This window comes from Humidesulfovibrio sp. (genome assembly GCF_030689645.1).
Taxonomy (GTDB): domain Bacteria; phylum Desulfobacterota; class Desulfovibrionia; order Desulfovibrionales; family Desulfovibrionaceae; genus Humidesulfovibrio.
On the sequence record NZ_JAUYFU010000048.1, the window covers coordinates 13,931 to 36,197 of the forward strand.

19 protein-coding genes and 2 tRNA genes are annotated in these 22,267 nt (G+C 59.4%); 5 read left to right on the plus strand and 16 right to left on the minus strand.

The window, feature by feature from the left end; genetic code table 11:
- Window positions 1–34: 34 nt before the first annotated feature.
- The 12 genes from hslU to Q8O35_RS06915 all read right to left on the minus strand — a co-directional run bounded on the left by hslU (window position 35) and on the right by Q8O35_RS06915 (window position 11,861).
- Entirely contained in the window at window positions 35–1,414 is a 1,380-nt protein-coding gene (gene hslU, locus Q8O35_RS06860; RefSeq protein WP_305571902.1) for an ATP-dependent protease ATPase subunit HslU, read from the minus strand.
- Window positions 1,414–1,962 (minus strand): ATP-dependent protease subunit HslV, encoded by a 549-nt coding sequence (gene hslV / locus Q8O35_RS06865; protein ID WP_305571903.1) that lies wholly within the window; start codon window positions 1,960–1,962, stop codon window positions 1,414–1,416. Before hslV ends, hslU begins: the two co-directional genes overlap by 1 nt.
- Before the next feature lie 114 nt (window positions 1,963–2,076).
- Window positions 2,077–3,051 (minus strand): bifunctional riboflavin kinase/FAD synthetase, encoded by a 975-nt coding sequence (locus Q8O35_RS06870; RefSeq protein WP_305571904.1) that lies wholly within the window; start codon window positions 3,049–3,051, stop codon window positions 2,077–2,079.
- Window positions 3,052–3,100: 49 nt separating this feature from the next.
- Window positions 3,101–4,609: a M48 family metallopeptidase gene (locus tag Q8O35_RS06875; protein WP_305571905.1), complete on the minus strand. Its 1,509-nt coding sequence runs from the start codon at window positions 4,607–4,609 to the stop codon at window positions 3,101–3,103.
- 132 nt (window positions 4,610–4,741) lie between these two features.
- Entirely contained in the window at window positions 4,742–6,037 is a 1,296-nt protein-coding gene (gene rho / locus Q8O35_RS06880; protein WP_305571906.1) for a transcription termination factor Rho, read from the minus strand.
- 436 nt (window positions 6,038–6,473) lie between these two features.
- On the minus strand, window positions 6,474–7,001 hold the full coding sequence (locus tag Q8O35_RS06885) for a CarD family transcriptional regulator (RefSeq protein ID WP_305571907.1): 528 nt from the start codon (window positions 6,999–7,001) through the stop codon (window positions 6,474–6,476).
- A gap of 48 nt (window positions 7,002–7,049) precedes the next feature.
- Complete coding sequence (pth, locus tag Q8O35_RS06890) at window positions 7,050–7,697, minus strand: aminoacyl-tRNA hydrolase (RefSeq protein WP_305571908.1); 648 nt, start codon at window positions 7,695–7,697, stop codon at window positions 7,050–7,052.
- Window positions 7,698–7,813: 116 nt separating this feature from the next.
- Window positions 7,814–8,413 (minus strand): 50S ribosomal protein L25, encoded by a 600-nt coding sequence (locus tag Q8O35_RS06895; protein WP_305571909.1) that lies wholly within the window; start codon window positions 8,411–8,413, stop codon window positions 7,814–7,816.
- Window positions 8,414–8,461: 48 nt separating this feature from the next.
- Window positions 8,462–9,406 carry a ribose-phosphate pyrophosphokinase gene (locus Q8O35_RS06900; RefSeq protein WP_305571910.1) on the minus strand — a complete coding sequence of 315 codons (945 nt, stop codon included), beginning with the start codon at window positions 9,404–9,406 and terminating at the stop codon, window positions 8,462–8,464.
- A 21-nt stretch (window positions 9,407–9,427) separates the two neighbouring features.
- Window positions 9,428–9,502: transfer RNA gene (locus Q8O35_RS06905), tRNA-Gln, on the minus strand.
- On the minus strand, window positions 9,482–10,378 hold the full coding sequence (ispE, locus tag Q8O35_RS06910) for a 4-(cytidine 5'-diphospho)-2-C-methyl-D-erythritol kinase (RefSeq protein ID WP_305571911.1): 897 nt from the start codon (window positions 10,376–10,378) through the stop codon (window positions 9,482–9,484). The genes Q8O35_RS06905 and ispE overlap by 21 nt, the downstream gene beginning before the upstream one ends.
- Before the next feature lie 58 nt (window positions 10,379–10,436).
- Complete coding sequence (locus Q8O35_RS06915; RefSeq protein WP_305571912.1) at window positions 10,437–11,861, minus strand: Do family serine endopeptidase; 1,425 nt, start codon at window positions 11,859–11,861, stop codon at window positions 10,437–10,439.
- 160 nt (window positions 11,862–12,021) lie between these two features.
- On the opposite strand from Q8O35_RS06915, the gene Q8O35_RS06920 reads away from it, so the two are divergent.
- The 4 genes from Q8O35_RS06920 (at window position 12,022) to Q8O35_RS06935 (ending at window position 17,370) form a co-directional block, all read left to right on the plus strand.
- Window positions 12,022–12,098, plus strand: a tRNA-Arg gene (locus Q8O35_RS06920).
- 379 nt (window positions 12,099–12,477) lie between these two features.
- Window positions 12,478–15,804 carry an autotransporter domain-containing protein gene (locus tag Q8O35_RS06925; RefSeq protein WP_305571913.1) on the plus strand — a complete coding sequence of 1,109 codons (3,327 nt, stop codon included), beginning with the start codon at window positions 12,478–12,480 and terminating at the stop codon, window positions 15,802–15,804.
- 363 nt (window positions 15,805–16,167) lie between these two features.
- Window positions 16,168–16,623, plus strand: coding sequence for a YaiI/YqxD family protein (locus tag Q8O35_RS06930; protein WP_305571914.1), 456 nt, complete (start codon window positions 16,168–16,170; stop codon window positions 16,621–16,623).
- A gap of 201 nt (window positions 16,624–16,824) precedes the next feature.
- Entirely contained in the window at window positions 16,825–17,370 is a 546-nt protein-coding gene (locus tag Q8O35_RS06935) for a hypothetical protein (RefSeq protein ID WP_305571915.1), read from the plus strand.
- 623 nt (window positions 17,371–17,993) lie between these two features.
- On the opposite strand, the gene Q8O35_RS06940 is transcribed toward Q8O35_RS06935, so the two are convergent.
- The 3 genes from Q8O35_RS06940 to Q8O35_RS06950 all read right to left on the minus strand — a co-directional run bounded on the left by Q8O35_RS06940 (window position 17,994) and on the right by Q8O35_RS06950 (window position 20,646).
- A complete protein-coding gene (locus Q8O35_RS06940) occupies window positions 17,994–19,598 on the minus strand; it encodes an aldehyde dehydrogenase family protein (protein ID WP_305571916.1) in 1,605 nt (534 codons plus the stop codon).
- Window positions 19,599–19,704: 106 nt separating this feature from the next.
- Window positions 19,705–20,127: a RidA family protein gene (locus Q8O35_RS06945; protein ID WP_305571917.1), complete on the minus strand. Its 423-nt coding sequence runs from the start codon at window positions 20,125–20,127 to the stop codon at window positions 19,705–19,707.
- A 36-nt stretch (window positions 20,128–20,163) separates the two neighbouring features.
- The gene (locus Q8O35_RS06950) at window positions 20,164–20,646 is read right to left on the minus strand and encodes an L-2-amino-thiazoline-4-carboxylic acid hydrolase (protein ID WP_305571918.1); all 483 of its coding nucleotides are present in this window, start codon (window positions 20,644–20,646) and stop codon (window positions 20,164–20,166) included.
- Between the two features lie 84 nt (window positions 20,647–20,730).
- On the opposite strand from Q8O35_RS06950, the gene Q8O35_RS06955 reads away from it, so the two are divergent.
- The gene (locus tag Q8O35_RS06955) at window positions 20,731–21,375 is read left to right on the plus strand and encodes an outer membrane lipoprotein carrier protein LolA (RefSeq protein WP_305571919.1); all 645 of its coding nucleotides are present in this window, start codon (window positions 20,731–20,733) and stop codon (window positions 21,373–21,375) included.
- A gap of 5 nt (window positions 21,376–21,380) precedes the next feature.
- On the opposite strand, the gene Q8O35_RS06960 is transcribed toward Q8O35_RS06955, so the two are convergent.
- Window positions 21,381–22,142 (minus strand): pseudouridine synthase, encoded by a 762-nt coding sequence (locus Q8O35_RS06960; protein WP_305571920.1) that lies wholly within the window; start codon window positions 22,140–22,142, stop codon window positions 21,381–21,383.
- Window positions 22,143–22,267 lie beyond the last annotated feature (125 nt).

Sequence of the window (22,267 nt, forward strand, 5' to 3'; positions counted from 1 at the left end):
TTTCCCCGGCCTTTTTCGTTTCTCTCTAGGCTCTCTACAGAATGTAGCGCGAGAGGTCGCGGTTCTCGACGATGTCCGTCAGTTGGCTGCGAACATAGTCGCTGTCTATGACCACAGTTTGCCCGCCCTTGTCCGAAGCCTCGAAAGACAGCTCAGCCAGGATTCTCTCCATAATGGTGTAGAGCCTGCGCGCTCCGATATTTTCGGTTTCTTCGTTGATGCGCTGGGCCGTGGCCGCGATTTCAAGCAGGGCGTCGTCGGTGAAGCTGAGGCTTAAGCCTTCGGTGCCGAGCAGGGCGGAGTACTGTACGGTGAGCGCGTTCTGCGGCTCAGTGAGGATGCGGTAGAACTCTGTCGCCCCCAAGGCGGAAAGCTCCACACGCAGGGGGAAGCGTCCTTGCAGCTCCGGGATCAGGTCCGAGGGCTTGGCGTAGTGGAAGGCCCCGGCGGCGATGAACAGGATGTGGTCGGTCCTGACCATCCCATGCTTTGTGTTCACCACGCACCCTTCCACCACCGGCAGAAGGTCGCGTTGGACACCCTCGCGTGACACGTCTGGTCCGCCGTGGTCCTGGCGGCTGGCGATTTTGTCCAGCTCGTCCAGAAAGATGATCCCGGACTGTTCCACGCGCTCGCGAGCGATGTCCTGCACTTTGTCCATGTCGATGAGCTTGTCTGATTCCTCTTGAACGAGGGCGGCAAAGGCATCCTTGAGTTTCATCTTGCGCAGGCGTTTCTTCTGCGGGAAAAAGCGGCCCAGCATGTCTTGAACCTGTCCGCCCATGTCCTCCATGCCGGACATGCCCATGAGGGACGCGCCGCCGCCGTCCTGGCTGGCGATCTCAAGCTCCACCATGCGGTCGTCGAGTTTGCCCTCGCGCCAGAGCAGTCGAAACTTCTCGCGGGTGGACTCGTTGGCCGTGGCAACATGCTCCGCTGGTTGCGGCGATGCCGGGTCGGCAACGGGCGTGAAGGTATAGCCGCCGGGTTTTGGGGTGCTGCCGGGCAAAAGCAGGTCAAGGAGCCGGTCCTCAGCGTGCTTCTCGGCGCGAACCCGGACCTTTTCGCGCTCCTCGGCGCGCACCATGGTGATGCCGATCTCCATGAGGTCGCGGATCATGGACTCCACGTCGCGGCCCACGTAGCCCACCTCTGTGAACTTTGTGGCTTCCACTTTGTGAAAGGGGCTTTTGGCCAGTTTGGCCAGACGGCGGGCGATCTCGGTCTTGCCCACACCGGTGGGCCCCATCATGATGATGTTCTTGGGCGCGATCTCCTCGCGCAGCTCGGGGTCGAGCTTCTGCCTGCGCCAGCGGTTGCGCATGGCGATGGCCACCATGCGCTTGGCCTCGGCCTGGCCCACAACGTATTTGTCAAGTTCGGAGACAATTTCGCGGGGGGTGAGGGAATTCACTATTTTGCCTCCCGTTCCTTGGTTTCCAGCGTGATGTTTTCGTTTGTGAACACGCACAGTTCGGCCGCGATCTTCATGGCGGCCATGGCGATTTCCTTGGCTGGCATTTTCGTATGGCGCTTGAGGGCGCGGGCTGCGGCCAGGGCGTATGTCCCGCCGGAACCAATGGCCGCCATGCCGTCGTCGGGCTCGATGACATCGCCCGTGCCAGTAATGAGCAGGATGGTTTCGGCGTCGGCGGCGAGGATCATGGCCTCAAGTTTGCGCAGGTACTTGTCCGTGCGCCAGTCTTTGGCAAGCTCCACCGCAGCGCGGGTGAGATTGCCGGAATGGGACTCCAATTTTTTCTCGAACCGCTCGAACAGGGTGAAGGCATCGGCGGTGGCGCCCGCAAAACCGACAATGACCCGGCCTTTGTAGATGGTGCGAACCTTTTTGGCGGTGTGCTTCATGGCCACGCTTTGCCCCAGGGTCACCTGACCGTCGCCAGCCATGGCGGTGCCTTCCTCGCCGCAGACGGCCAGGATTGTGGTGCCGTGAATTTCCATGCGAACTCCTTGGAGGTAGGGATCTGCGGCGGACCGACTTGAATATCGGACCGCCGCGCCAGTAGTTGAAGGCCTCTGCCTCGCGCTGCCACTAGGCGGCCTGGGTGGCGATGGCTACTCGTCGTCGTCGCTGACGCTGGGGTCTGCACCCGGCTGAGCATCGGGAGTGCCCAAGATTATGCGGCCCAAACGCACATCATCAGCGATACGTGATTTGAGCGCCTCTATGCTTTCGAACTTGCGTTCTGAGCGCAGGCGCTGAACGAACTGGAGTGAAATCTGGCTGCCGTAAATGCTGCGATTGAAGTCAAGGATGTGTGCTTCAAGGGTCAGGCCAGTGTCACCAAAAGTGGGATTGTAGCCCACGTTTGCCACTGCCTGGAATGTTTCTCCATCGACTTCCGCCCACACTGCGTATACGCCCGACTTTGGCAGTAGCGTACCCTCAAGGCGCAGGTTGGCTGTGGGGAAGCCAAGTTGCGCCGCGCCGCGCTTCATGCCGTCGATGACCTCGCCCTGGACCTCGAAGAACCGTCCCAACAGCGGACGGGCGTCCCAGACGTTGCCGGACTGGATCAGGTCGCGGATGCGTGTGGAGCTGACCACTGCTCCGCCGACAATCACCGGGTCCAGGCGTTCCACGCCAAAGCCCAGTTGCTGGCCCATGGCGGAAAGCAGTTCAAAATTGCCCTTGCGGCCTTTGCCCATGGCATAGTCGTAGCCGATGACAAGCTCCCGCAAACCGAGACCTTCCACGAGGTAGTGGCGAACGAACTCCTCGGGCTCCTGTGCGGCCATCTGGCGGGTGAACTCAAGCACCAGCGCCACGTTGGGGCCTTGCTGCTCTATGAACCTGAGGCGCTGGCGGGTGCTGGTGATGAAGGGCGGCGTCTTTTGCCCCATGAGCACGGTCATGGGATGCGGGTCGAAGGTGACTACGACGGAGATCAGGCCGCGCTTCTTGGCCTTGGCGCAAGTGCGGGCCATGAGGCGCTGGTGCCCCACGTGGACCCCGTCGAAGTTTCCGATGGTGACGCAGGAGCCGGAGATGGTGTCGCGAAGCTCGTCAATGGTTCTTGCAGCGATCATGTGCTTTTGCGGTATCCTTTGTGCTGTGTTTTCGCGGTGCCTGGTGCGGTTAGAAGAGCTGAAGCCGTTGATTTCTTGAGGGTCCGCCAGGTTTATCGCCTGGTTTGCCACTGTTTTTGGCGGCTTCCTTCGACTCTTCTCCAGTGGGGTGCAGAACCTTCTGCAGCTCTTCAAGCTCGCGTTTCTGCGCTTCTGTGATGGCGAGTGGCTTAGCCTTGGATAAGTGGAATTCGGCCTTTTGCTTGTCGCGGCCATATAAAGAGGAGTAGCTGAGCTGTAAGTGCGCCCCAAAGATATCGCCGCTTTCACCCTTGATGCGCCCCAAGTGGTAGCGAACTTCAGAGTCTTGCGGCACTTCAGCCGCCACGCGTTCCATAAGGCTGATGGCGCCGATGTAATCCTTGCGCTCAGCCATGATGCGTGCAGTGAAGAACATGCTCATGGCGTCTTTCGGATTTAGGATGGCGGCCTTCTGCAAGAGCGGAGCGGCCTTGTTCATGTTTCCCTGGTTGAAGAAGAACATGCCCGCTTCGCGAAGCACGAGGGGGTCATCCGGTCCGCAGGCAAGGGCTGCGCTGAAGGCCTGGTCCGCTTGCTGCTGGCGCTTCAGCCGGTCAAGGGCGATGCCCCTGCCCGCTTGGTCCAGACAGGTCTGCTCGGCCTTGGGCTTGTTGTCATAGTAAGCCAGGGCCGTCTCGGGCGAAGTCATGCGCGAGCGCAGGATGGTTTGAATGCGCTTGAACCGCTGCTGCTCGAAGTCACGTGAGATAACATTGGCAGGCAGATGTTTGATGCGGTCGCGCAGGTAGCTGATGCGCTCGTCCAGCCCCGGGTGAGTGGAGAGATAGGAGGGGATGTTGTCGCCGCTCATGAACCAGCGCTTCTTGTTCATTATCTCGAAGGTGTGCGGCATGGCGTTGGGGTTGTAACCGGACTTGATGAGGTAGTTCATCCCAACGTGATCGGCCTCGCGCTCATTTTCCCGCGTGTACATAAGGAAGGCCGACTGCACGCCCGCCATGGAGCCCATGGTGACGGCCTTGCCCATGTTGCCCATGCTTGTGCCCCCGCCAGAGCCCAGCAGCACGCCGGCAACCATGCCGGTGATTGAGGCAATGTTCAGGTACTTCATCTGGTCCATGCGCTTGGCCACGTGACGCTCGGTGACGTGACCGAGCTCGTGTCCGATTACCGCAGCCAGTTCATCCTCGTTTTCCACCCCCAGGATCAGCCCGGTGAAGATGTAAATGTAGCCGCCGGGAATTGCGAAGGCGTTCATGGCGTTGTTGGCCACCACGGCGCTTCTTATTGGGTAGGCCTGCGGCGGCATGGCTCTGGCAACGCGGTCAACCACGCCTTTCACGTAGATGACGATCTCCGGGTCGTCCACAAAACCCATCTGGGCGCGGATGGTGTCATCAAACTTTTTGCCCATTTCGATTTCATCGGCAACGGTGACTGACCCGAACATGCCTGCGGCCTGGGCGGGGTTGATGAAAGTCGCTGTGAGAATCAGAACGACGAGGAGCCGGAACAGGATCTGTGACCGGTGTGTCATGCGCTCATCCAGGTGTTGCGGCTGCCGGACAGTGCGGCGGCCATGGCCATCTTCCCATAGCACAGCTCGACAAAAGAAAAAAGGATGCGCCTAGGGCGCATCCTTTTGGGAATAGTCATTGAGTGTTGATCGTTACTTGTTCATTATGTTCAGGAATTCATTGTTGTTTTTAGTCTTGCGCATCTTGCCCAGCAGGAATTCCATTGAGTCTGTGGAGTTCATGGGGGAAAGCACCTTGCGCAGAATCCACATGCGGTTCAGCACTTCTTCGTCCAAGAGCAACTCTTCCTTGCGGGTGCCGGAGCGATTGATGTCGATGGCCGGGAACACGCGCTTCTCGGAGAGATGGCGGTCCAGGTAGATCTCCATGTTGCCGGTGCCCTTGAACTCTTCGAAGATGACTTCGTCCATGCGCGAGCCGGTGTCGATGAGCGCGGTGGCGATGATGGTAAGGCTGCCGCCGGATTCGATGTTGCGCGCGGCGCCGAAGAAGCGTTTGGGACGCTGCATGGCGTTGGCGTCCAGACCGCCGGAGAGCACGCGTCCGGAGGACGGGGTCACGGCGTTGTAGGCACGGCCCAGGCGTGTGATGGAGTCGAGCAGGATGACCACGTCACGCTTGCGCTCCACCAGGCGCTTGGCTTTTTCGAGCACCATTTCCGTCACCTGCACGTGGCGGGTGGGCGGTTCGTCGAAGGTGGAGCTGATGACTTCGGCGCGCACTGTGCGCTCCATGTCGGTCACTTCCTCAGGCCGCTCGTCGATGAGCAGCACGATCAGGTACACTTCCGGGTGGTTGGCGTTGATGGAGTTGGCGATGGTCTGGAGCATCATGGTTTTGCCGGTGCGCGGCGGGGCCACAATAAGGCCGCGTTGACCCCGACCAATGGGAGAGAGCAGGTCGATGACGCGGGAGCCGTAGTTCTCGGCGCCGTTTTCCATGACAAAACGCTTGTCTGGGTAAAGCGGGGTCAGGTTGTCGAAAAGCACCAAGTGCTTGCTGGCTTCTGGCGGTTCGAAGCCGATCTCGCTGACCTTGAGCAGAGCGAAATAGCGCTCGCCTTCCTTGGGCGGACGGATCTGTCCGGATATCACATCGCCCTTGCGCAGGCCAAAGCGGCGTATCTGCGAAGGCGAGATGTAGATGTCGTCGGGGCCCGGCATGTAGGAGTAGAGGGGGGAGCGCAGAAAGCCGAAGCCGTCGGGGAGGATTTCGAGAACGCCTTCACCGAAGATCTGGCCGTTCTGGGAGGCGCATTCTTGCAGCAGAGCAAAGATAAGCTCCTGCTTTCGCAGGTTGCTCGGATTCTCAATCTTGAAGCTGCTGGCCAGCTCCATCAGCTCCGGCATGCTCTTTTGTTTCAGATCTGTGAGGTTGAGCTTGTTCTCTGAAGTGGAGACGTACTCTTCCTCAACGTAGTCCTGCATGCGGTCCTGCGCGCGTTCCTGCGTGCGTTCCTGATTACGCTCCTGTGGTCGTTCGGTTGAACGCTCTTGCGAGCGGTCCTGCGAACGGTCCTGTGAGCGATCTTGGGAACGATCCTGTGAACGACTCTTGTGAGCTTGATTGGGGTGTTTTTCGCGGGGCATTGAAAGCCTCACGCTCCGTGGGATGAGGTTTAAGGGGAGTGTGCGCCTCACAGTGAGGGCTTGTCGTCAGAAATAAAGCGATGTCAGAGGGCAGCGCAGCTGGAGTTTTGCATCCAGTTCCTGGAGTGATGCAGGACATGGCGGGGCATATTCAGTGCTTGTACCAGTGGAGACGGGTATCCGAGTGGTATTCTGCCTGTTGCGGAAGGGGAATATGCCGCGCGAACGCGCTGAAACTAGCGCCTACCTCAAAGGCATGGCGTTGACAAGGGGGCTATTTGGCTTTTTGCAACTTTTCCTGTTGTTTCATGATGACATCGGCAAACATTTCATTGATGTCCACCTTGACGTCAGCTTGGTCACGGTCCAGGGAAAAGGCCAGCTCCATTGAGACAAGTGTCATGGCCTGCTCAAGCAGGCGCCGCTCGCCAAAGGAGAGCTCCTTGTCCATGCCGATGAGATAAAGTTCCTTGAGCACATAGGCCACATCGGCCAAATCCACGCTTTTGAGCTTTTCGGAGTATTCGCGATAGCGACGGTTCCAGTTCTGGCCTGTGTAGCCTGTGAACCCTGATCTGTCTTTTAGGGACTCAAAGACCGCCTGTCCGTTCTCCAGGCTGCACACATGGCGCAGGCCCACATTGCGGGCGTTTGTGACCGGCACCATGAGGGTTACGGAGTTGCTCAGGATGCGGACGATATAATAATCCGCGCGAGCTCCGCCAATCTCCTGGCTGTCGATGCGTTCAATTCGACCGACTCCCTGGGCAGGGTAGACGACCAACTCGTTGATTTGAAACACTCAGTCTCCTTCCACAGTGGGGGGGTACAATTCCGGTGAATGTTCACACTACCCCATTGCGCCGGGAGTGTCCATCGTCTCAGGGGGGGTGGGGGGCTCGGCCAGGCGGAAAGCGTTGAGCATCTGTACGGCCTCGGCTTGCCCCCGACGAAAGAGCAGGGTCAGGCCTTTCAAGGCCGCCTGCCGGATATCATTCACAGCCAAAAATTCTGTTTCGTCGAAGGGCTCGAGCACGAACTTCGCCACGTCCGCAGAATATTGCGGACGGCCTATCCCCAGGCGCAGCCGTAAAAAATCGCAAGACCCCGTGTGCTCCACAATTGACTCGATGCCTCTGTGTCCGTTGCTGCCGCCGCCACGCTTTAGTTTCATGCGTCCAAGCGGCAGGTCCAGTTCATCGTGAAGCACCACCATGTTCGCGGCGGAAGCGCCATATCGGCCCAGAATACGTGCGACCGCACGGCCAGAAAGGTTCATGTAGGTTTGCGGCTTGGTCAAAAGGCAGCTGGTGCCGCCCAATGTAAGGGAATACAGCTCGAAGTCGCCGCTGGCCTGGAGGGTTTTGAGGGCCATGCTCTTGCGCCCGGATGCCTGGGTCAAGATTGCATCGGCCACCAGAAACCCGAAGTTGTGGCGGGTGCGCTCGTACTGAGGGCCAGGGTTGCCCAAGGCTATGATTAGGGGAGTCGTGTCCATGAGTGCCCATGCCGCGGGATGGAAGGACGGCGGGAATTGAAAGCTTGAAAAGACGGGGGAGCCTGGGCCCCCCCGCCGTAAGAACCGGCACAAGGCCGGTAAAGAAAGCCTGTGTCCTACTTCTTGCCGTCTTCAGCCTTGGTCTCTTCGGCCTCGACCGCGATGACGCCAACCACGGAGTAGTTCTCGTCGAACACCGCGCGCACGCCTTCGGGCAGCTTCACTTCGCCCACGTGAAGGTTGACGCCGATCTCAAGGTCGGTGACGTCAATGACGATTTTCTCAGGGACGTTCAGCGGCTTGCAGATGACTTCAATGCTGTTGCGGAAGATTTCCAGCTGGCCGCCCATGATGATGCCCTTGGCCTTGCCTTCAACCACCACGCGAACGTCGACCTTGATGTCGCGATCAAGGTCCACGCCGTAGAAGTCCACGTGAATGGGGGTAGACTTGATGGGATCGTACTGGACGCTCTTGAAGAGAGAAGGCATGGACTCGATCTTGCCGTCAAGTTCAATGTCCAGCTGGAACACGCGGGAGCTGCCGAGCTTGGCGTGAAGCTTGGTCAGCGGCAGCATCTCCACCTGCACGGCGATGTTCTGGCCCTGCTGGTTGTAGTAGATGCCGGGCACCAGATTCTTGGTGCGGATGCGCCGACAGGGGCATTTGCCTTTTTCGGCGCGGGGGCTCACGGAAAGCTTCATCAGTTCAGCCATGGTGTCGTCTCCTTTATCAAGCGGGCTTAAGTACCGCCAGAAATTTGTTTATACGAAAAGAACGCTGACGGAGGTCTCTCCGTGGACGTTCATTATGGCCCTGGCCAGGAGGTCGGCCACGGACAGCACCTTGATCTTCTGGCACGTGCGCTTGCGCGCGTCCAAGGGGATGGTGTCCGTCACCAGTATCTGCGAAAATACGGATTTGTCCAGACGTTCGATGGCCGGGCCGGAAAGCACGGGGTGTGTGGCGCAAGCGAGGATCTTGCTCGCTCCGTTGTCGGCCAGCACCTGGCCTGCAGCGCACATGGTGCCGGCGGTGTCAACCATGTCGTCCAGCACAATGGCCGTCTTGCCCTGAACATTGCCGATCAGATGCATAGCCTTGGCCTGGTTGGGGGCGTCGCGGCGCTTGTCGACAATGGCCAGTCCAGCGTCCATGCGTTTGGCATAGGCGCGTGCGCGCTCCACGCCACCAGCATCCGGGGAAACCACAACGATGTCGTCGCCCAGGTCACGGAAATACTCAAGGAACACCGGCGCTGCAAACAGGTTGTCCACGGGGCAATTGAAGAAGCCCTGGATCTGGCCTGCGTGCAGATCGATGGTCATGAGGCGGTGCATTCCTGCAACAGACAGGAAGTCCGCAACGAGCTTGGCGCTGATGGGCACTCTCGGCAGAACCTTGCGGTCCTGGCGGGCATAGCCGTAATAAGGCACCACGGCGGTTATGCGTCGGGCGCTGGCGCGCTTCAGCGCGTCAATCATCAGACACAGCTCCATCAGGTGAAAATTCACGGGGGAGCTGGTGGGCTGCACGACGAAAACATCGTCGCCGCGCACATTGTCGTCGATCTCGATGCGGATCTCGCCGTCACTGAACTGCTCGCGCAGGACAGGGGTCAGACGGCAGCCGATATGGCCGCAAATTGCCTCGGCCAGGTCGACGTTGGCCGAGCCGCTCAGAATTTTCAGGTCGCTAGTACCAGACATTTTTAATTCCTTCGCGTGCAATGGCTGGGGTGGAAGGATTCGAACCCTCGAATAACGGGACCAAAACCCGTCGCCTTACCGCTTGGCAACACCCCAGTATCTAAGGGTCTCCACATGGACGGGCACACAACTCAACAGCATCGCTTCCGCGGCTTCGCGCGCTAAGCGGCAGTCCCGAAACAGGGAGGCAATTCCTGCCCCGCTTCCGGTCATGACTGCGCTGACCGCCCCAAGGGCGATCAACTGCTCCTTGATCATGCGCAACGCCGTATTGGCCGGAAAGACAACGACCTCGAAGTCGTTTCGAACCACTACGGGCGAAAGGGAAACACGTCTCTTATTCGCCGTTCTGGTGCTTGTCAAGCAAACTGATTCATGGCTGCTGCTGTTTTTTGAGTCCATGAGCGCATCCCAGGCCGCGTAAGCCCAAGGTGTTGAGACATGAACTTGCGGCAGCGCCAAAACCAAGGTGAAACCAGAAAGATCGATCTCTACCGGCGTGAGCTTCTCGCCGATGCCTTCCGCCACCGCCGGACCGGAAAGCAGGAAGAAGGGCACATCCGCCCCGATCCCCGCAGCCAGTGCCTTGAGTGCGGCATTGTCAAGCGCCGCTGCGCCGGCGTTGTCCTGCAGCCAGCGCAGCATTGCAGCCGCATTGGAGCTTCCGCCGCCCAGTCCCGCGCCAGTGGGGATGCGCTTGGTCAGGCGCACATGGATGTCCGGCCCGAAGCCCGTTGCCTTAGCATACGCCTGCCAAGCCCGATGCACCAGGTTTTTGTCCTGTGGGCAGTCGGGCAGTTCCGGCTCTATTCGGCACCCGGAACCTGCCGCGCCTGGAGCGATTTCAAGGCTGTCCACCAGTCCAGGCACGGGCAGAAACAGGCTTTCCAAGTTATGGTAGCCGTCCTTGCGCCTGCCGGTGATGAACAGGGAAAGATTGATTTTGGCCTGGGCCTGGAGCGTTTCGGGCATGGTGGCGGGCGGGTTACAGGGTGGGGGCGCGTTTGCCCCCCCACCTCTGCACGGAATGTTATTTCTTGTCCAGCGGGATTGCCCGCAGCAGGTTGCGCCCTTGGCGCTTCAACAGCAGCATGACCAGGCCTTTCTGTTTCGAGTCGGCCACAAGGCTCTTGAGCTGGTCCACAGTGTTGACCGCTTGCTGGTTGGCCTCGATGATCACGTCACCAGGCAATATATCGATCTGAGCTGCCGAGGTTCCTTGCTGGATTTCCATGATGAGCAGGCCCTGGGGCTTTTGCAGGCCCAGGGACTGGGCTTCCTCGCCGCCCTCAACGGGGCGGATGGAAAGGCCGAGCAAGATCGCCGAGGCCTTGCTCTTAGAACCCTTGTCCTGCTGCTCCGCCACAAAGTTTGGCTTGCGCTCGCCCAGGGTGATTGAGAGATCCAGCATGCGGTTCTGACGCCAGACGCCAAGCTGGATCTTTTCGCCGGGCCGCAGGGAAGCTATGCGCGCCAGAAGGGCGCTTGAGCCGTCCACGGACTGGCCGTTCACCTTCATGATGACGTCGCCGATTTTGAGCCCGCCCTTGTCAGCCGGGTCGCCGGGAATGACATGGGCCACGAGCACGCCCTTGGTGTCCTTGAGACCAACGGCCCGGGCGGTGTTCTCGTCAAGCTCCTGCATGGTGATGCCGAGCCATCCGCGCATGATCTTTTGTCCGGTCTTGAGCTGTTGGATGATCTTGTCGGCCATGGTTGCGGGGGTGGCGAAGCCGATCCCCTGTCCGTTGGGCACAATGGCCGTGTTGATGCCCACCACCTTGCCGTCCATGTCTATAAGCGGTCCGCCGGAGTTGCCGGGGTTGATGCTGGCGTCGGTCTGCAGGAAGCTGTCAAAGGGGCCGGCGCCGATGTGCCTGCCCTTTGCGCTGACTATGCCCGCTGTTACAGTGTGCCCCAGGCCAAAAGGATTGCCGATTGCCAGCACCCATTCTCCCACCCTTGTCGAGTCGGAATTGCCGAATTCCAGCACTGGCAGGCCGCCCCCCGCCTCAATTTTGAGCAGGGCCAGATCGGTTTCGGCATCCCGGCCAATGATTTTGGCGTCGTAGGGCTTGTCGCGTCCCAGGAGCTTGACCTTAATCTCGTCGGCCTCGGCCACAACGTGGTTGTTGGTCACGATGTAGCCGTCAGTCGAGATAATGAAGCCGGACCCCAGGGAACTCAGCTTCCGGGGCTGTGTGTCCTGCTGACCGAACTGGCGCTCAAATTGTTCGAAAAAATCTCTAAGCGGGTGGTTTTTGGGTGCGTTTTTGAAGAGTTCCTGAATCTGTGAACCCTTGCTTGCGACGTTTTTAGTAGTGCTTATGTTGACCACTGCTTTTCCGGCCCGCTCGGCCAGATCGGTAAAGTCCGGCAGCCCAGCCTTGGCGAGGGAGGTCCCAGGCAATGCGAGCAGGGCTAGAAGAGTAGTCAGGGCCAAAAATCGTTTCATGAAAATACCTCCGTTCTTGCCTCCATGCTGGCGGCTTTTGAAGAAGTATAAGCCAAGGCATCGATTTGTAAAGGTGTGACGCCTTTGGACGAAGGGCATACATTCGACTTGAACGGCAGGCGAGAATTGTGTAGGAGTCCCTCTCTGGCGATCGAAAAGTGCCCTCGTAGCTCAGTCGGATAGAGCACAGGATTCCTAATCCTGGTGCCACAGGTTCGATTCCTGTCGAGGGCACCACTTCACCACGCCCCCATCTCTTCTGAAGTCTAAAAGACATATCATTCAACGATAATGTGCTAAATGGGTAGCGTCTACGCATTCCCATTGGGCAGGGGATTCGTTAATTGTATTAGGTGCAAACGCCTTTGTTGGCCGACTGGGACAGCAAAGGCGTTTGCCCATCTAGGCGATCCTTCGTTCAGGTGCATTGTCGTGTCGTTGCGCACCCTATCTGTTCTCACAAGTAGTGCCCGGAAGCGCTTGCGTTGGCGTTCTGTTAGAATTTTGCAACAGCAGCATGATGAAGTGGTATGGAATGAAAGTCTGCATTTTCATGTTGTTGTTGTTTGCATTGTGTCTTGCCGTTAGGCCAGCCCTTGCCGCCACGCAGTATTCAATGGGCCCGTTCATTTTGAACGTGCGTTCAGCGGGCGAGTCGTATCAAGAAGATCCGCCGCCGTATCCGCCGACCATCGTCACCGGAGACTTCAGCGCGGCGGAGCTGGAAAGCATTATGGTGGGCGTCAGGGCCTGGACCGAGCGGGTTGGCGGCGGCACCTCCCCCGGCATCATCATCAATCTGGCGAAGGTCGCCTACCCAGGCGGCACGGCATACAACTACACGCCGTACACGGGCCGCGCGAATACCGACCTGTACAGCTACATCGTCAACGGCCAGTACTTTGCCCCGAACCCCTCCATCGGCTATCATACCGAGATTGTCTTCAGGAGCGACTACCCGGCGACGCCCCCGAGGCTGGGCCTCGACGGCAATCTTTTCTCCACCGTCATGGCTCACGAACTGATGCACGCCCTGGGCATGAAGGGTGTGCTCCTGCGCCAGAGCGGCGGCGTTCCGTGGAACCAGACGACCTGGACGCTCGACGCGTCATCGGCGTGGGGCTCGCGCCTGTACGACGTCAATGGCGTCAAGGGCGAGCAGGGCAGCATCGTCTTCAACCCCGCGGCCCCCGCCAACCGCTCCAACGGCAGTTTCGTGCTGCCGGACTTTTACGCCGATCCCACGCAGGCCATGGCCTCGCATCCGGGGCAGGTGAGTTTCTTTCCAACGTTCCACGGCCCGGCCGTGGACGCGCTAAGCAACGGCAAAGGCTTGCCCGTCATGGGCGGCGTCGGGACAGACTACCGGATCGACGGCGGCAACGTGCTGGGGCATCCTGCACTTCTGGGTTCGCTCATGTCGTACTCGCCCGCTCCATTCGTGTTTTTCCCGGAGCTGGAGCTGGCTGCGCTCAAGGACATGGGCTACTCCATCGACCTGAAGCAGTTCTACGGCAAAAGCTACTACCCAAGCAATCTGGGCGGCTTCCTGACCACCGACCCCACCATGGCGCCCGGCCTGGTGGGGGGGTATCTGGCCGAGACTGCGGACACTGTGGTCAATACCGCCGGGTTCAACAGCGCTGCCTCCTTCGGCGCGGGCCTGCATGTCTACCGCGACAAGCTCAACGTCACCCAGGCGGCGAACATCAACGCCAGCGGGTACGCAGCGGGCGGCATCCGCGTCGACGGCGTGGGCAACACAGTCACCATCCCCAGCGGAATCACCGTGGCCGCAAACGGGCAGCAAGGCACAGGCGTACTTGTTGCCTACGGCAAGGGCAATGTCATCAATCTCAATGGCGTCGTCGAAGCCACCGGCCCCCAGGGAGTCGGCGCGATCTTCGACACCGGCTCATGGTACCTCTCCTATTACTACATGCCGCCGCACGCATATGGGGTCAACTCCGACTACCGCTACTTCTTTACCAAGATGAACTCCGACCTGAACGGGGCGCTGGTGGACTCCTTCAATATCGCGGGAAGCCTTACAGGCTCCTCCGCGGCGATACGGATAGGCTCCTATGCGTACGTGAGGGCAATCAATATCATGCGCGGCGCGGCCATCTCCGGCGACATAGAGAGCGGTTGGAACCCCTGGTACATGGGTGTTCCGGCTACCTACATTACGGCATTGAACGTTGGCGTGAGCGATACGGCCGGAACCCCGGACAGCGCCTTCAACATGCGCTACAACGGCAACATCTCCGGCCCGGCAAGCTTCAGCATGAACGTCGCCGGCGGCACATTCTCCTACAACGGCACATACAGCGGCCTGTCTCTGGCCGTGCAGGCCGGGGCCACCCTCAAGGGCAACGCCACCTACCGGCTCTATGCCGACAGCACCCCCGCCGGGCAGGCCGCCCCAGGCGGTGGCGCGTTCACCAATGCAGGAACCGTTGCGCCGGGCAACAGCATCGGCACGGTCAACATCACCGGCAACTTCACCAACACAGGCACGCTGCTCATGGAGTTCAACGCCAGCGGACAAACGGATAAGCTGAACGTAAGCGGCGTGTTCAATCATAACACTGGCGCAGGCGCCAAGGTGACGGTAACGCCGGACTCCGGGTACTATTCCGGCACCATGACCATACCTTTCGCCAGCATGTTCAGCGGGGGCGGAGGCAGCACCCTGCCCAGCGGCATAGACAGCTTTGTGGCCCCAAGCTCGCCCACCCTTGGCATGGTTATGTCTGCCGGGCCGGTTTACACCGTGACCACCACGCGCAGCGCCACCGCCTACAGCCAGTATGCGACAAGCACTGACACCTTCGGCCTGGGCCGCGCCCTGGACGCAGTCGCTGGTTCAGCCAAGGGCGACATGCAGCAGTTGTTCAGCGCGCTGGACTTCTCAGCAGTGGGGGGCGGCACCATCTCCCGCGCCCTGGCGGAACTCTCACCTGCTGCCTACAACAGTGCAGCCCAGGCCTCGGTCAATTCCAACCGGATGCTCTCCGGCGCAGTCTTGCGGGCCATGAAGCAGGCTCCACGCTCCATGGGGGGGGGCCTAAGCGCCAGCGATAGCCTCGAAGCTTGGTCCGCCTATGTCGTGCCCTATGGTGGTCTGCAGCAGCAGCGCACCAGGGGCGAAGCTCCAGGCTTCAGTGCTGCGGACGTTGGCGTTTTTAGCGGCATAGAGCGCGAATATGGCGATGGCCTCAGCGCGGGCTTCCATACGGCGCTCACGCATCGCCAGACTGATGTGAACACACAGTCTGGAGCACAGACCAAGACAGACAGCATTCATTTCGGCGTTCAGGCCCAGGCGAGGCCAAACCCTTCGGAGGGCGTGTACGTTCATGGCCTGGCTCGGGTTGGCATTGAGAGTAGCACCACTCAGCGTAAAGTCGCCATCGACGGCTACCAGCGCGCCAGCCAGGGCGAGTGGTTGGGCTTTGCCAGCGCTGCGGATGTTGGCGGTGGCTACAACTGGCTGGTGGGACCGGTGTCCTTCGGGCCGGTGGCTGAACTGGATTATGGTTTTAACTGGCGTCCGGCCATGAAGGAGCACGGTGGCGGCGGGGCCGACCTTGCCCTGGATTCCGCCGGGCAACACAGCCTGCGTTCGGCTCTGGGAGGGCAACTGAGCTCGGAGCACCGACTGACTCAGGGCCATATTCTCCAGGCTGGGCTGCGTGCGCAGTGGATGCTTGATCTGTTGGGCAACGCCGTCACCACCCGTGGCAGCTTTGCCGGAGCCGACGGCCTGAAGTTCTCGTCACACGCGCCCTCTACGGCCAGAAGCAGCCTGGGGCTGCAAGGAAACATGACCCTGCTACTGGGCGGCGGCCTGAGGTGCAGCGCCTTTGCCGGGACTGAGCTGTTCCGGGAGGGCTTTTCCAGCGTGGAGGGCGGCCTGTCCTTCAACTGGGTATTCTAATCCTGCCAGAATTCCACGTCTACGTTCGGCCCGGTACGCCAATTTATTGGGCGGGCGCTTGTCAGTCTCTCTCAATACAGACCCATTACATGAACATGGGGATATGCTTGCGCCCAATAAATGCCGAGCCAGCGGAATGCGAACTTGGGCACATCGCCAGAATAATGGTGAACGGTGTCCTGTTTGAACGATGCGTCGTTAACAGTATGGGGCTGTGCCAAGTCAATGAACGGCGCATGGTTATCGATGGTTCTCAATATTGCATGAGCGAGGTCAGGCAGAGACAAGACTGGTCATTTATTGTAGGCTTATGCAACATTATTTTGTGAGTCGATCTATACGTTTTTTCTTGGAGTTTTCGTCATGCGCATTCTTGTCGACGCCGATGCCTGCCCCACAGCGATCAAGGAGATTCTTTTGCGCGCAGCCATGCGGCGGAAGATCGAAACAACCCTTGTGGCCAACAAGAACCTGAACGTGCCGTCCTCGCCCTACCTCTCCACTTTGCGGGTAGGGCAGGGGTTTGACGTGGTGGACGACACCATCGCAGAATTAGTCCAGCCTGGTGATCTGGTTATCACGGCTGACATTCCCCTGGCTGCCAAGGTCATTGAGCGCGGCGGAACAGGTCTAAACCCCCGCGGAGAGCTATACACCCCGGAGAACATCGGCTCACGGCTGACCATGCGCAACATGCTGGATGAATTGCGCAGCACTGGCGTCGTCACCGGCGGACCAGCGCCTTTGAGCTTGGCAGACAGAAACGCCTTCGCCAATCAGTTGGACAGGTTTCTAAGCGCGGCCCTGCGTTCAACCTAGCCGAACGGTTCAAACAGGCTCTATGGAAGAGTTCTCTGTAGTGGCGAGAGGTTTCATGTTTTGGGAGTTAAGATCCTTTGAGGATCGGTTCCCCCCTTGTTTCTGGGCTCAATATCGACATATTTCAAATCAACGCTTGTCTGAATCCGTTTAATTTCTCTCAGCAAACGCAGAACAATTCTCATCCAACAGGAGGGAGCAATGCGCCATGGATTTCGAGTTGCCATAAAGTTGTGTTTAGCGTTGGCGCTTCCTCTTGCTGCGGGGTGCGCTGGGCCGGTTTATACGACCTATGATTCTAATTCTATTCGTGACTTTATCCATGGAGCCCCTTTTCAGGCTGTCGGCTTTCCCATCGACAGCATAGGCGTGTGCGGTCCCATGTCATCGGATGTCGCAGATCTGTTCATTTATGATGAATATCTAGCCGCTGACCTTGGTCCCGATTGCGCTTCAGCGTTGGACAAGGCCGGAACTGAGGGCATCAAGTTTGTGGCAGCTGTGGAAAAGGCCCCAGACGACCCCAAAAGTTTGAGGGTGGAGCAGGACTACACAATACTGGTGTTGGATATGCGCACAGGGGACGTCATTTGGCGCGTTGACGGCGAAGAGGGACCACGTGGTGCGCGTATTCGCAGAAACGCGACCCTTGAATTGGCGTTCCGTGACATGGTGAAGGCCTTTGCAAGGACGTACCCGCCAGCGTCCAAGCGAGTGGCTCCGCAGGCACGCGAGTTTGGTTCTTGAACAGGAGCTATGCGTCGAGCGCTTTGGGTTTTCCGCTAACAACATGCAGCAACGAACAATAATTACCCAGATCGTGACCGCGGCGAAGCTTCTGGAAACGTTAGAGAGAATCGAAACCTGGCTTGTTTCACTCGCTTTTGCACGTATCAGGCTATCGGTTCTTCGGCAGGGCGCCCGCGCTGCGCAATGCTGTGGACCGTCATCTGCCGGGCCAACAGCAGTTGAGGCTTTTCAAATATGTTTCTTGAATTTTGGGGGGCTACTGGTTTGACTCCTCCGCTGTGAACTGCTTTCTAAGCTTGGTGCAGAGCCGTTTCGCATTAGGTCGCAACTATTTTGGAGAGATAGAATTCCGTAGAAATGACTGTTCTCATGCTCTGCCGCCAAGTGCTCCTGTCAGCAAACGTGCTTCGTCATCTGAAGGTCTCAAATCTGGCAACGCCTGTCCGTACACAGACTATATTCGAGCCAGCGTGAAACACGGAGATCACGAGGGTTGGCGCGCAGCGCAACTCCATACAGCCACACCTTCCCGTGATGGTACAACGGGAGCGCCATAACTGAGACGAGGTTTGCGTTGGCTGGCCGGGTGTGCAGGCCCCAGGAGCCTTTGGGGGTTCCCGTCAGGGCATAGCTCTTAGGTCGTCGAGCGCTTGAAGCACAGGTTTGCTCGTTGGCTTGTCTCGCACTACCGCCAGGGTCGGCAGTGAAAAGGCCAAAAGCCCGTCGCGCACCGAAAGCGTGCCCACTGCGGAGTCGCGCCGGGCGGTGAAGGGCAGTTCGTCGGGGCCGCGCTGGCACTTGCAGTTGATGTTCACGCGGCTCACGAGGTTGCGCAGACGCTGCGAAAGATCCGCCAGCTGAACGGGATCGCTGCCGAAGACGCTTGCCTGCTGTCCGTAGTCGGATGCCGCGATGGCGCGCAGAACCTCAGTCGGCTCATCAAACACCGCAACAGGTGCAATGGGTCCGAACTGCTCCTCTCGGAACAGGCGCATATGCGGGGTTACTGGGTAGAGCACCGAGGGTGCGAAAAACGTCTCGTCCGGCCTGGCGCTCATGGGACCGCCGTTCGGCGTCAGCTCGCGCGCGCCTTTGGCCAGCGCGTCGGCCCGCAGCGCGTCGAGGAATTGAACCTTGCCCGGCTCTGGCAGGGGGGTGATATTTACGCCCTGCTCCCATGGCAAACCGATCTTGAGGCCCGCCACGGCGGCGCAGAAACGCTCAAGAAACGCATCAGCGATGCTGCGCGCCACAAAGATGAGTTTGATGGCCGTGCAGCGCTGGCCGTTGAATCCGAAGGCGCCGCGAAGAATTTCTGCAACAACCTCGACCAGGTCTGCATCGGGCAGGATGATGGCCGCGTTTTTGGCCTCAAGCCCCAGCACGCAGCGCAGCCGGTTCGGGTGTGGGTGCAGGGCGTGCATAGCCTGGGCCGCTCTGCTGGTGCCGATGAAGGCCAGCACATCAACCTTGCCCGATGTCATGGCTGGGGTCACGGTTTCGATGCCGCCGGAGAGGATGTTCACCACACCCCGCGGGAAAGCTTTGTGGAAGCAGTCCATGAGTGGGAAAAAAAGCATCCGCCCGATGCGGGGCAGCTTGACCACTGCGGTGTTGCCCATGAGCAGGGCTGGAATGAGGGTGGCGAGGGTTTCGTTCAGCGGAAAATTGAAGGGGCCCATGCACAGCACCACTCCCAGGGGAGAATGCCCGATTTGTGCGTCGATGCGTGAAGCCTTCACAGTGTGCGAATCCTCGGAGAGCATTCGGCGCAGCTCGCAGAGCGTGTCCTCGATGTATTCGATGGTGCGGTCGAACTCCTGTTCTGACTCCTTGCGCGACTTACAGATCTCCCAGATCATGAGCCGTACAATTTCCGTGCGCTTTGCGTTCATGCGCAGGCAAAAGTCCTCCACGCAGGCCATGCGCGCTTCGGGCGGCAGGTTGGGCCAGTCGCCAAGGCCCTGATCCCAGGCGGTGCAGGCGGCAGTCAGGGCTTCCTGCCCGGTGGATGGCGCATGCGCCGGGCAACTGCCCAAAAGCTGACGCTCTGGGTCTTTAGAGCCTTCAACGAACACAGGGGCGTGAACCTCTTGCATGGCCCCGGTCCAGGTGCGCAGTTCACCATCCAGAAGATAATCGCGGCTCAGGAGTGGTTCGCCAAGGGCGAGGTCGGCTGGGATGTCCTGGGGGTGGGCCAGACAAAAGGGGGGCTTGGACGCCATGTCTCTTGATCCTTGGGGGGTTGGTGATGCGTGAACTCGTGCGCGGCCCGGCGCAGCTGTTGCGGCAGGCCTGACCACGCGCGTTCAATTCTTGGAGTTTGGGTCTCTAGATGACGGCCACGGCTTCGATTTCAACCATGAAACAGGCGTCGACCAGGCGTGAAACCTCGACGATGGTGGTGGCGGGGCGGATATCGCCGAAAATTTCGCCATGGGCTTTGGCGATGTCGTCAAACTTCGATGCGTCGGTGACGAAGATGCGGGTGCGTACAACGTCCTTCATGCCTGCCCCGGCTTGCGCAAGGGCTGCGCCGATGATTTCCAGGGCGCGTTTGGCCTGGCCGTACATGTCCGGGGCGACGGAGCCGTCTGCTTCCACGCCGCAGGTACCAGAAACATAGATGGTGTTCCCGGCCACTACGGCGCGGGAATAGCCGAGAAGCGGTTCCCATTTGGAGCCGGAGGTGATGAGGGTCTTCTGGGTCATGAGGATCTCCCGGTGCTTGAAGTTGGCTGACTGGATGAACATTGTGCCAGACTTTACCACGGAGCGGAAGAGCCGGGCCTAGTGTTCCCAGCGGAAGCGGAACAGACAGGCTGCGGCTCCATCAGAGATGGTTTGTGGACGGTCGAGCCGCAACTTTGACGAATAGCCTTCGGCAAAGGCCGCATCGCGCCGACAGGACAGGGTGGAGTGGAGAACTGCGGGCAGGCCCATCTCACGATACATTTCCATATATCCGCAGCGAGTGACCGTGAAGCGTAGGGCGTCCTCCCCGCGTTCGATGTCTACGATGGTCAGCGCCCCGCCTGCCTGCCAAAGAGCCAGCACCTCCGAGAAGTGCGCTAGACTGGGCGCGCCGCTCGGAGCCTTGTCGGCGAAGGCTTGGCCTGCGGCACGCGCGGCTCCGTCAACGGCTGCGTTGAGCAGCTCAAGCGCTGCAGCTTCGCCCAGGCGGGGCAGGGCGGCAGTGTAGACGCGCAGGGCCAACTCGGCTTCGATGGCGCGGCGGAACTTCAAGGGTACGGCGCTCAAATCGACACCCACGCGGCCTCCGTTGCATTTGCTTTCGTCTTCACCTAATCTTTGCGCCGGGCAAAGGCCCAATGTCACTCAAACCTGGAGCATGCAATGCGTATTCGCAAGAGTCTCATCGTTTTCGCGGTGCTGGTGGCGGCCCTGCTGCCTGCGGCCGCGCAAGCCAACAAGATTACCGACGCCATTCAGAAACGCTATGATTCCTTAAGCTCGTTCCAGACGGATTTCCAGCAGGAACTGACCAATGCCGCCAGCGGCAGTGTGGAGAAGCGCAGCGGAAAAATCTGGTTCAAGCAGTCCCTTGTGCGCTGGGAGACCCATAAGCCTGAGAAGGAGCTCCTCGTTGTGGGCCAGAACGTGGTGTGGAACTACTTCGAGGCTGAAAAGCTGGCCATGAAGTACCGCAGCACACAGGTGTTCAACTCCAAGACCATGATCCGCTTCCTTTCCGGCAAGGCGAACCTCAAGGAGGACTTTAAGGTTGAGGAGCAGGGCACTGAAAACGGCCTTGTGAAGCTGCGCCTGGTGCCCAAGGAGCCAGAACCCTCCATGGTTCTCGCCTACATCTGGGTCGACACCAAGACCAACCTCCTTGGCCGCGTGCTCATCGTAGATTTCTTCGGCAACGGCAACCAGGTGAGCTTGACCAATCTGGTGCTGGATAAGAAGGCCGAGCCGCGTCTGTTTGAATTCACTCCGCCCACTGGCACGCAGATCAAGGATAACACCAAACAATAGCGCGCTTACAGCCCAACGGCCCGGCGCAGGCCGCGAACCTCAGCAGGGGTGAGCGGCCTGCACTGGCCGGGGTTCATGGATCCCAGGCTGATGGGACCCTGGCGCACCCGGATGAGTTTTAAAACGGTCCAGCCCAGGTCGCGGCACATGCGGCGGATTTGCCGGTTCACCCCCTGCAAGAGCTTCATCTCAAGCCATACTCCGCCGGCATCGCTGCGCAAAACGTCCACCTTCACCGGGGCGAGCAACTCGCCTTCCTTCAAGGTCATGCCGTCGCGCATGATCCCGAGCTTGATGTCCGACACCGCGCCTCGCACCAGCACATGGTAGACCTTGGGCAGGTGCCAGCGCGGATGGATGAGCCGGTTCATGAGTTCGCCGTCCGTGGTAAGCAGTAGAAGTCCTTCTGAAAAGTAATCCAGACGCCCCACATGCAGCAGGCGTTCGTTTTTGTACTCCTGCGGCAGGATGTCGAACACGGTCTGCCGCCCTTGCGGGTCGCTGCGGGTGGTGACCACCTGTACGGGCTTGTGCAGCAGCAGGGTAAGGTCTCGGCCACCGCAGGAAAATGGGTGATTGACCAGTTGCCCGTCCACAAGCACCCGGTCTGTTTCCGGGTCAACGCGAACACCTGGCTCCGCCACCACCACACCGTTTAGCTGCACGCGTCCCGCAAGGATTAGTTCGTCGGCGCCACGTCGCGAGGCCGCTCCGCATTCGGACAGGTACTTGTTGATGCGAATTAGGGGAGATTTTTCGTCAGTCATGTATTTCAGCCTATTATGGAGTCTAGATATTTTCGTGCAAAAGTCATGACGCCTATCCGTTGATGGAAACCCTCAAAACAGCCCGAATAAGGCTTACTCAGTTCGTCGAAAGGTGCACGGATTTC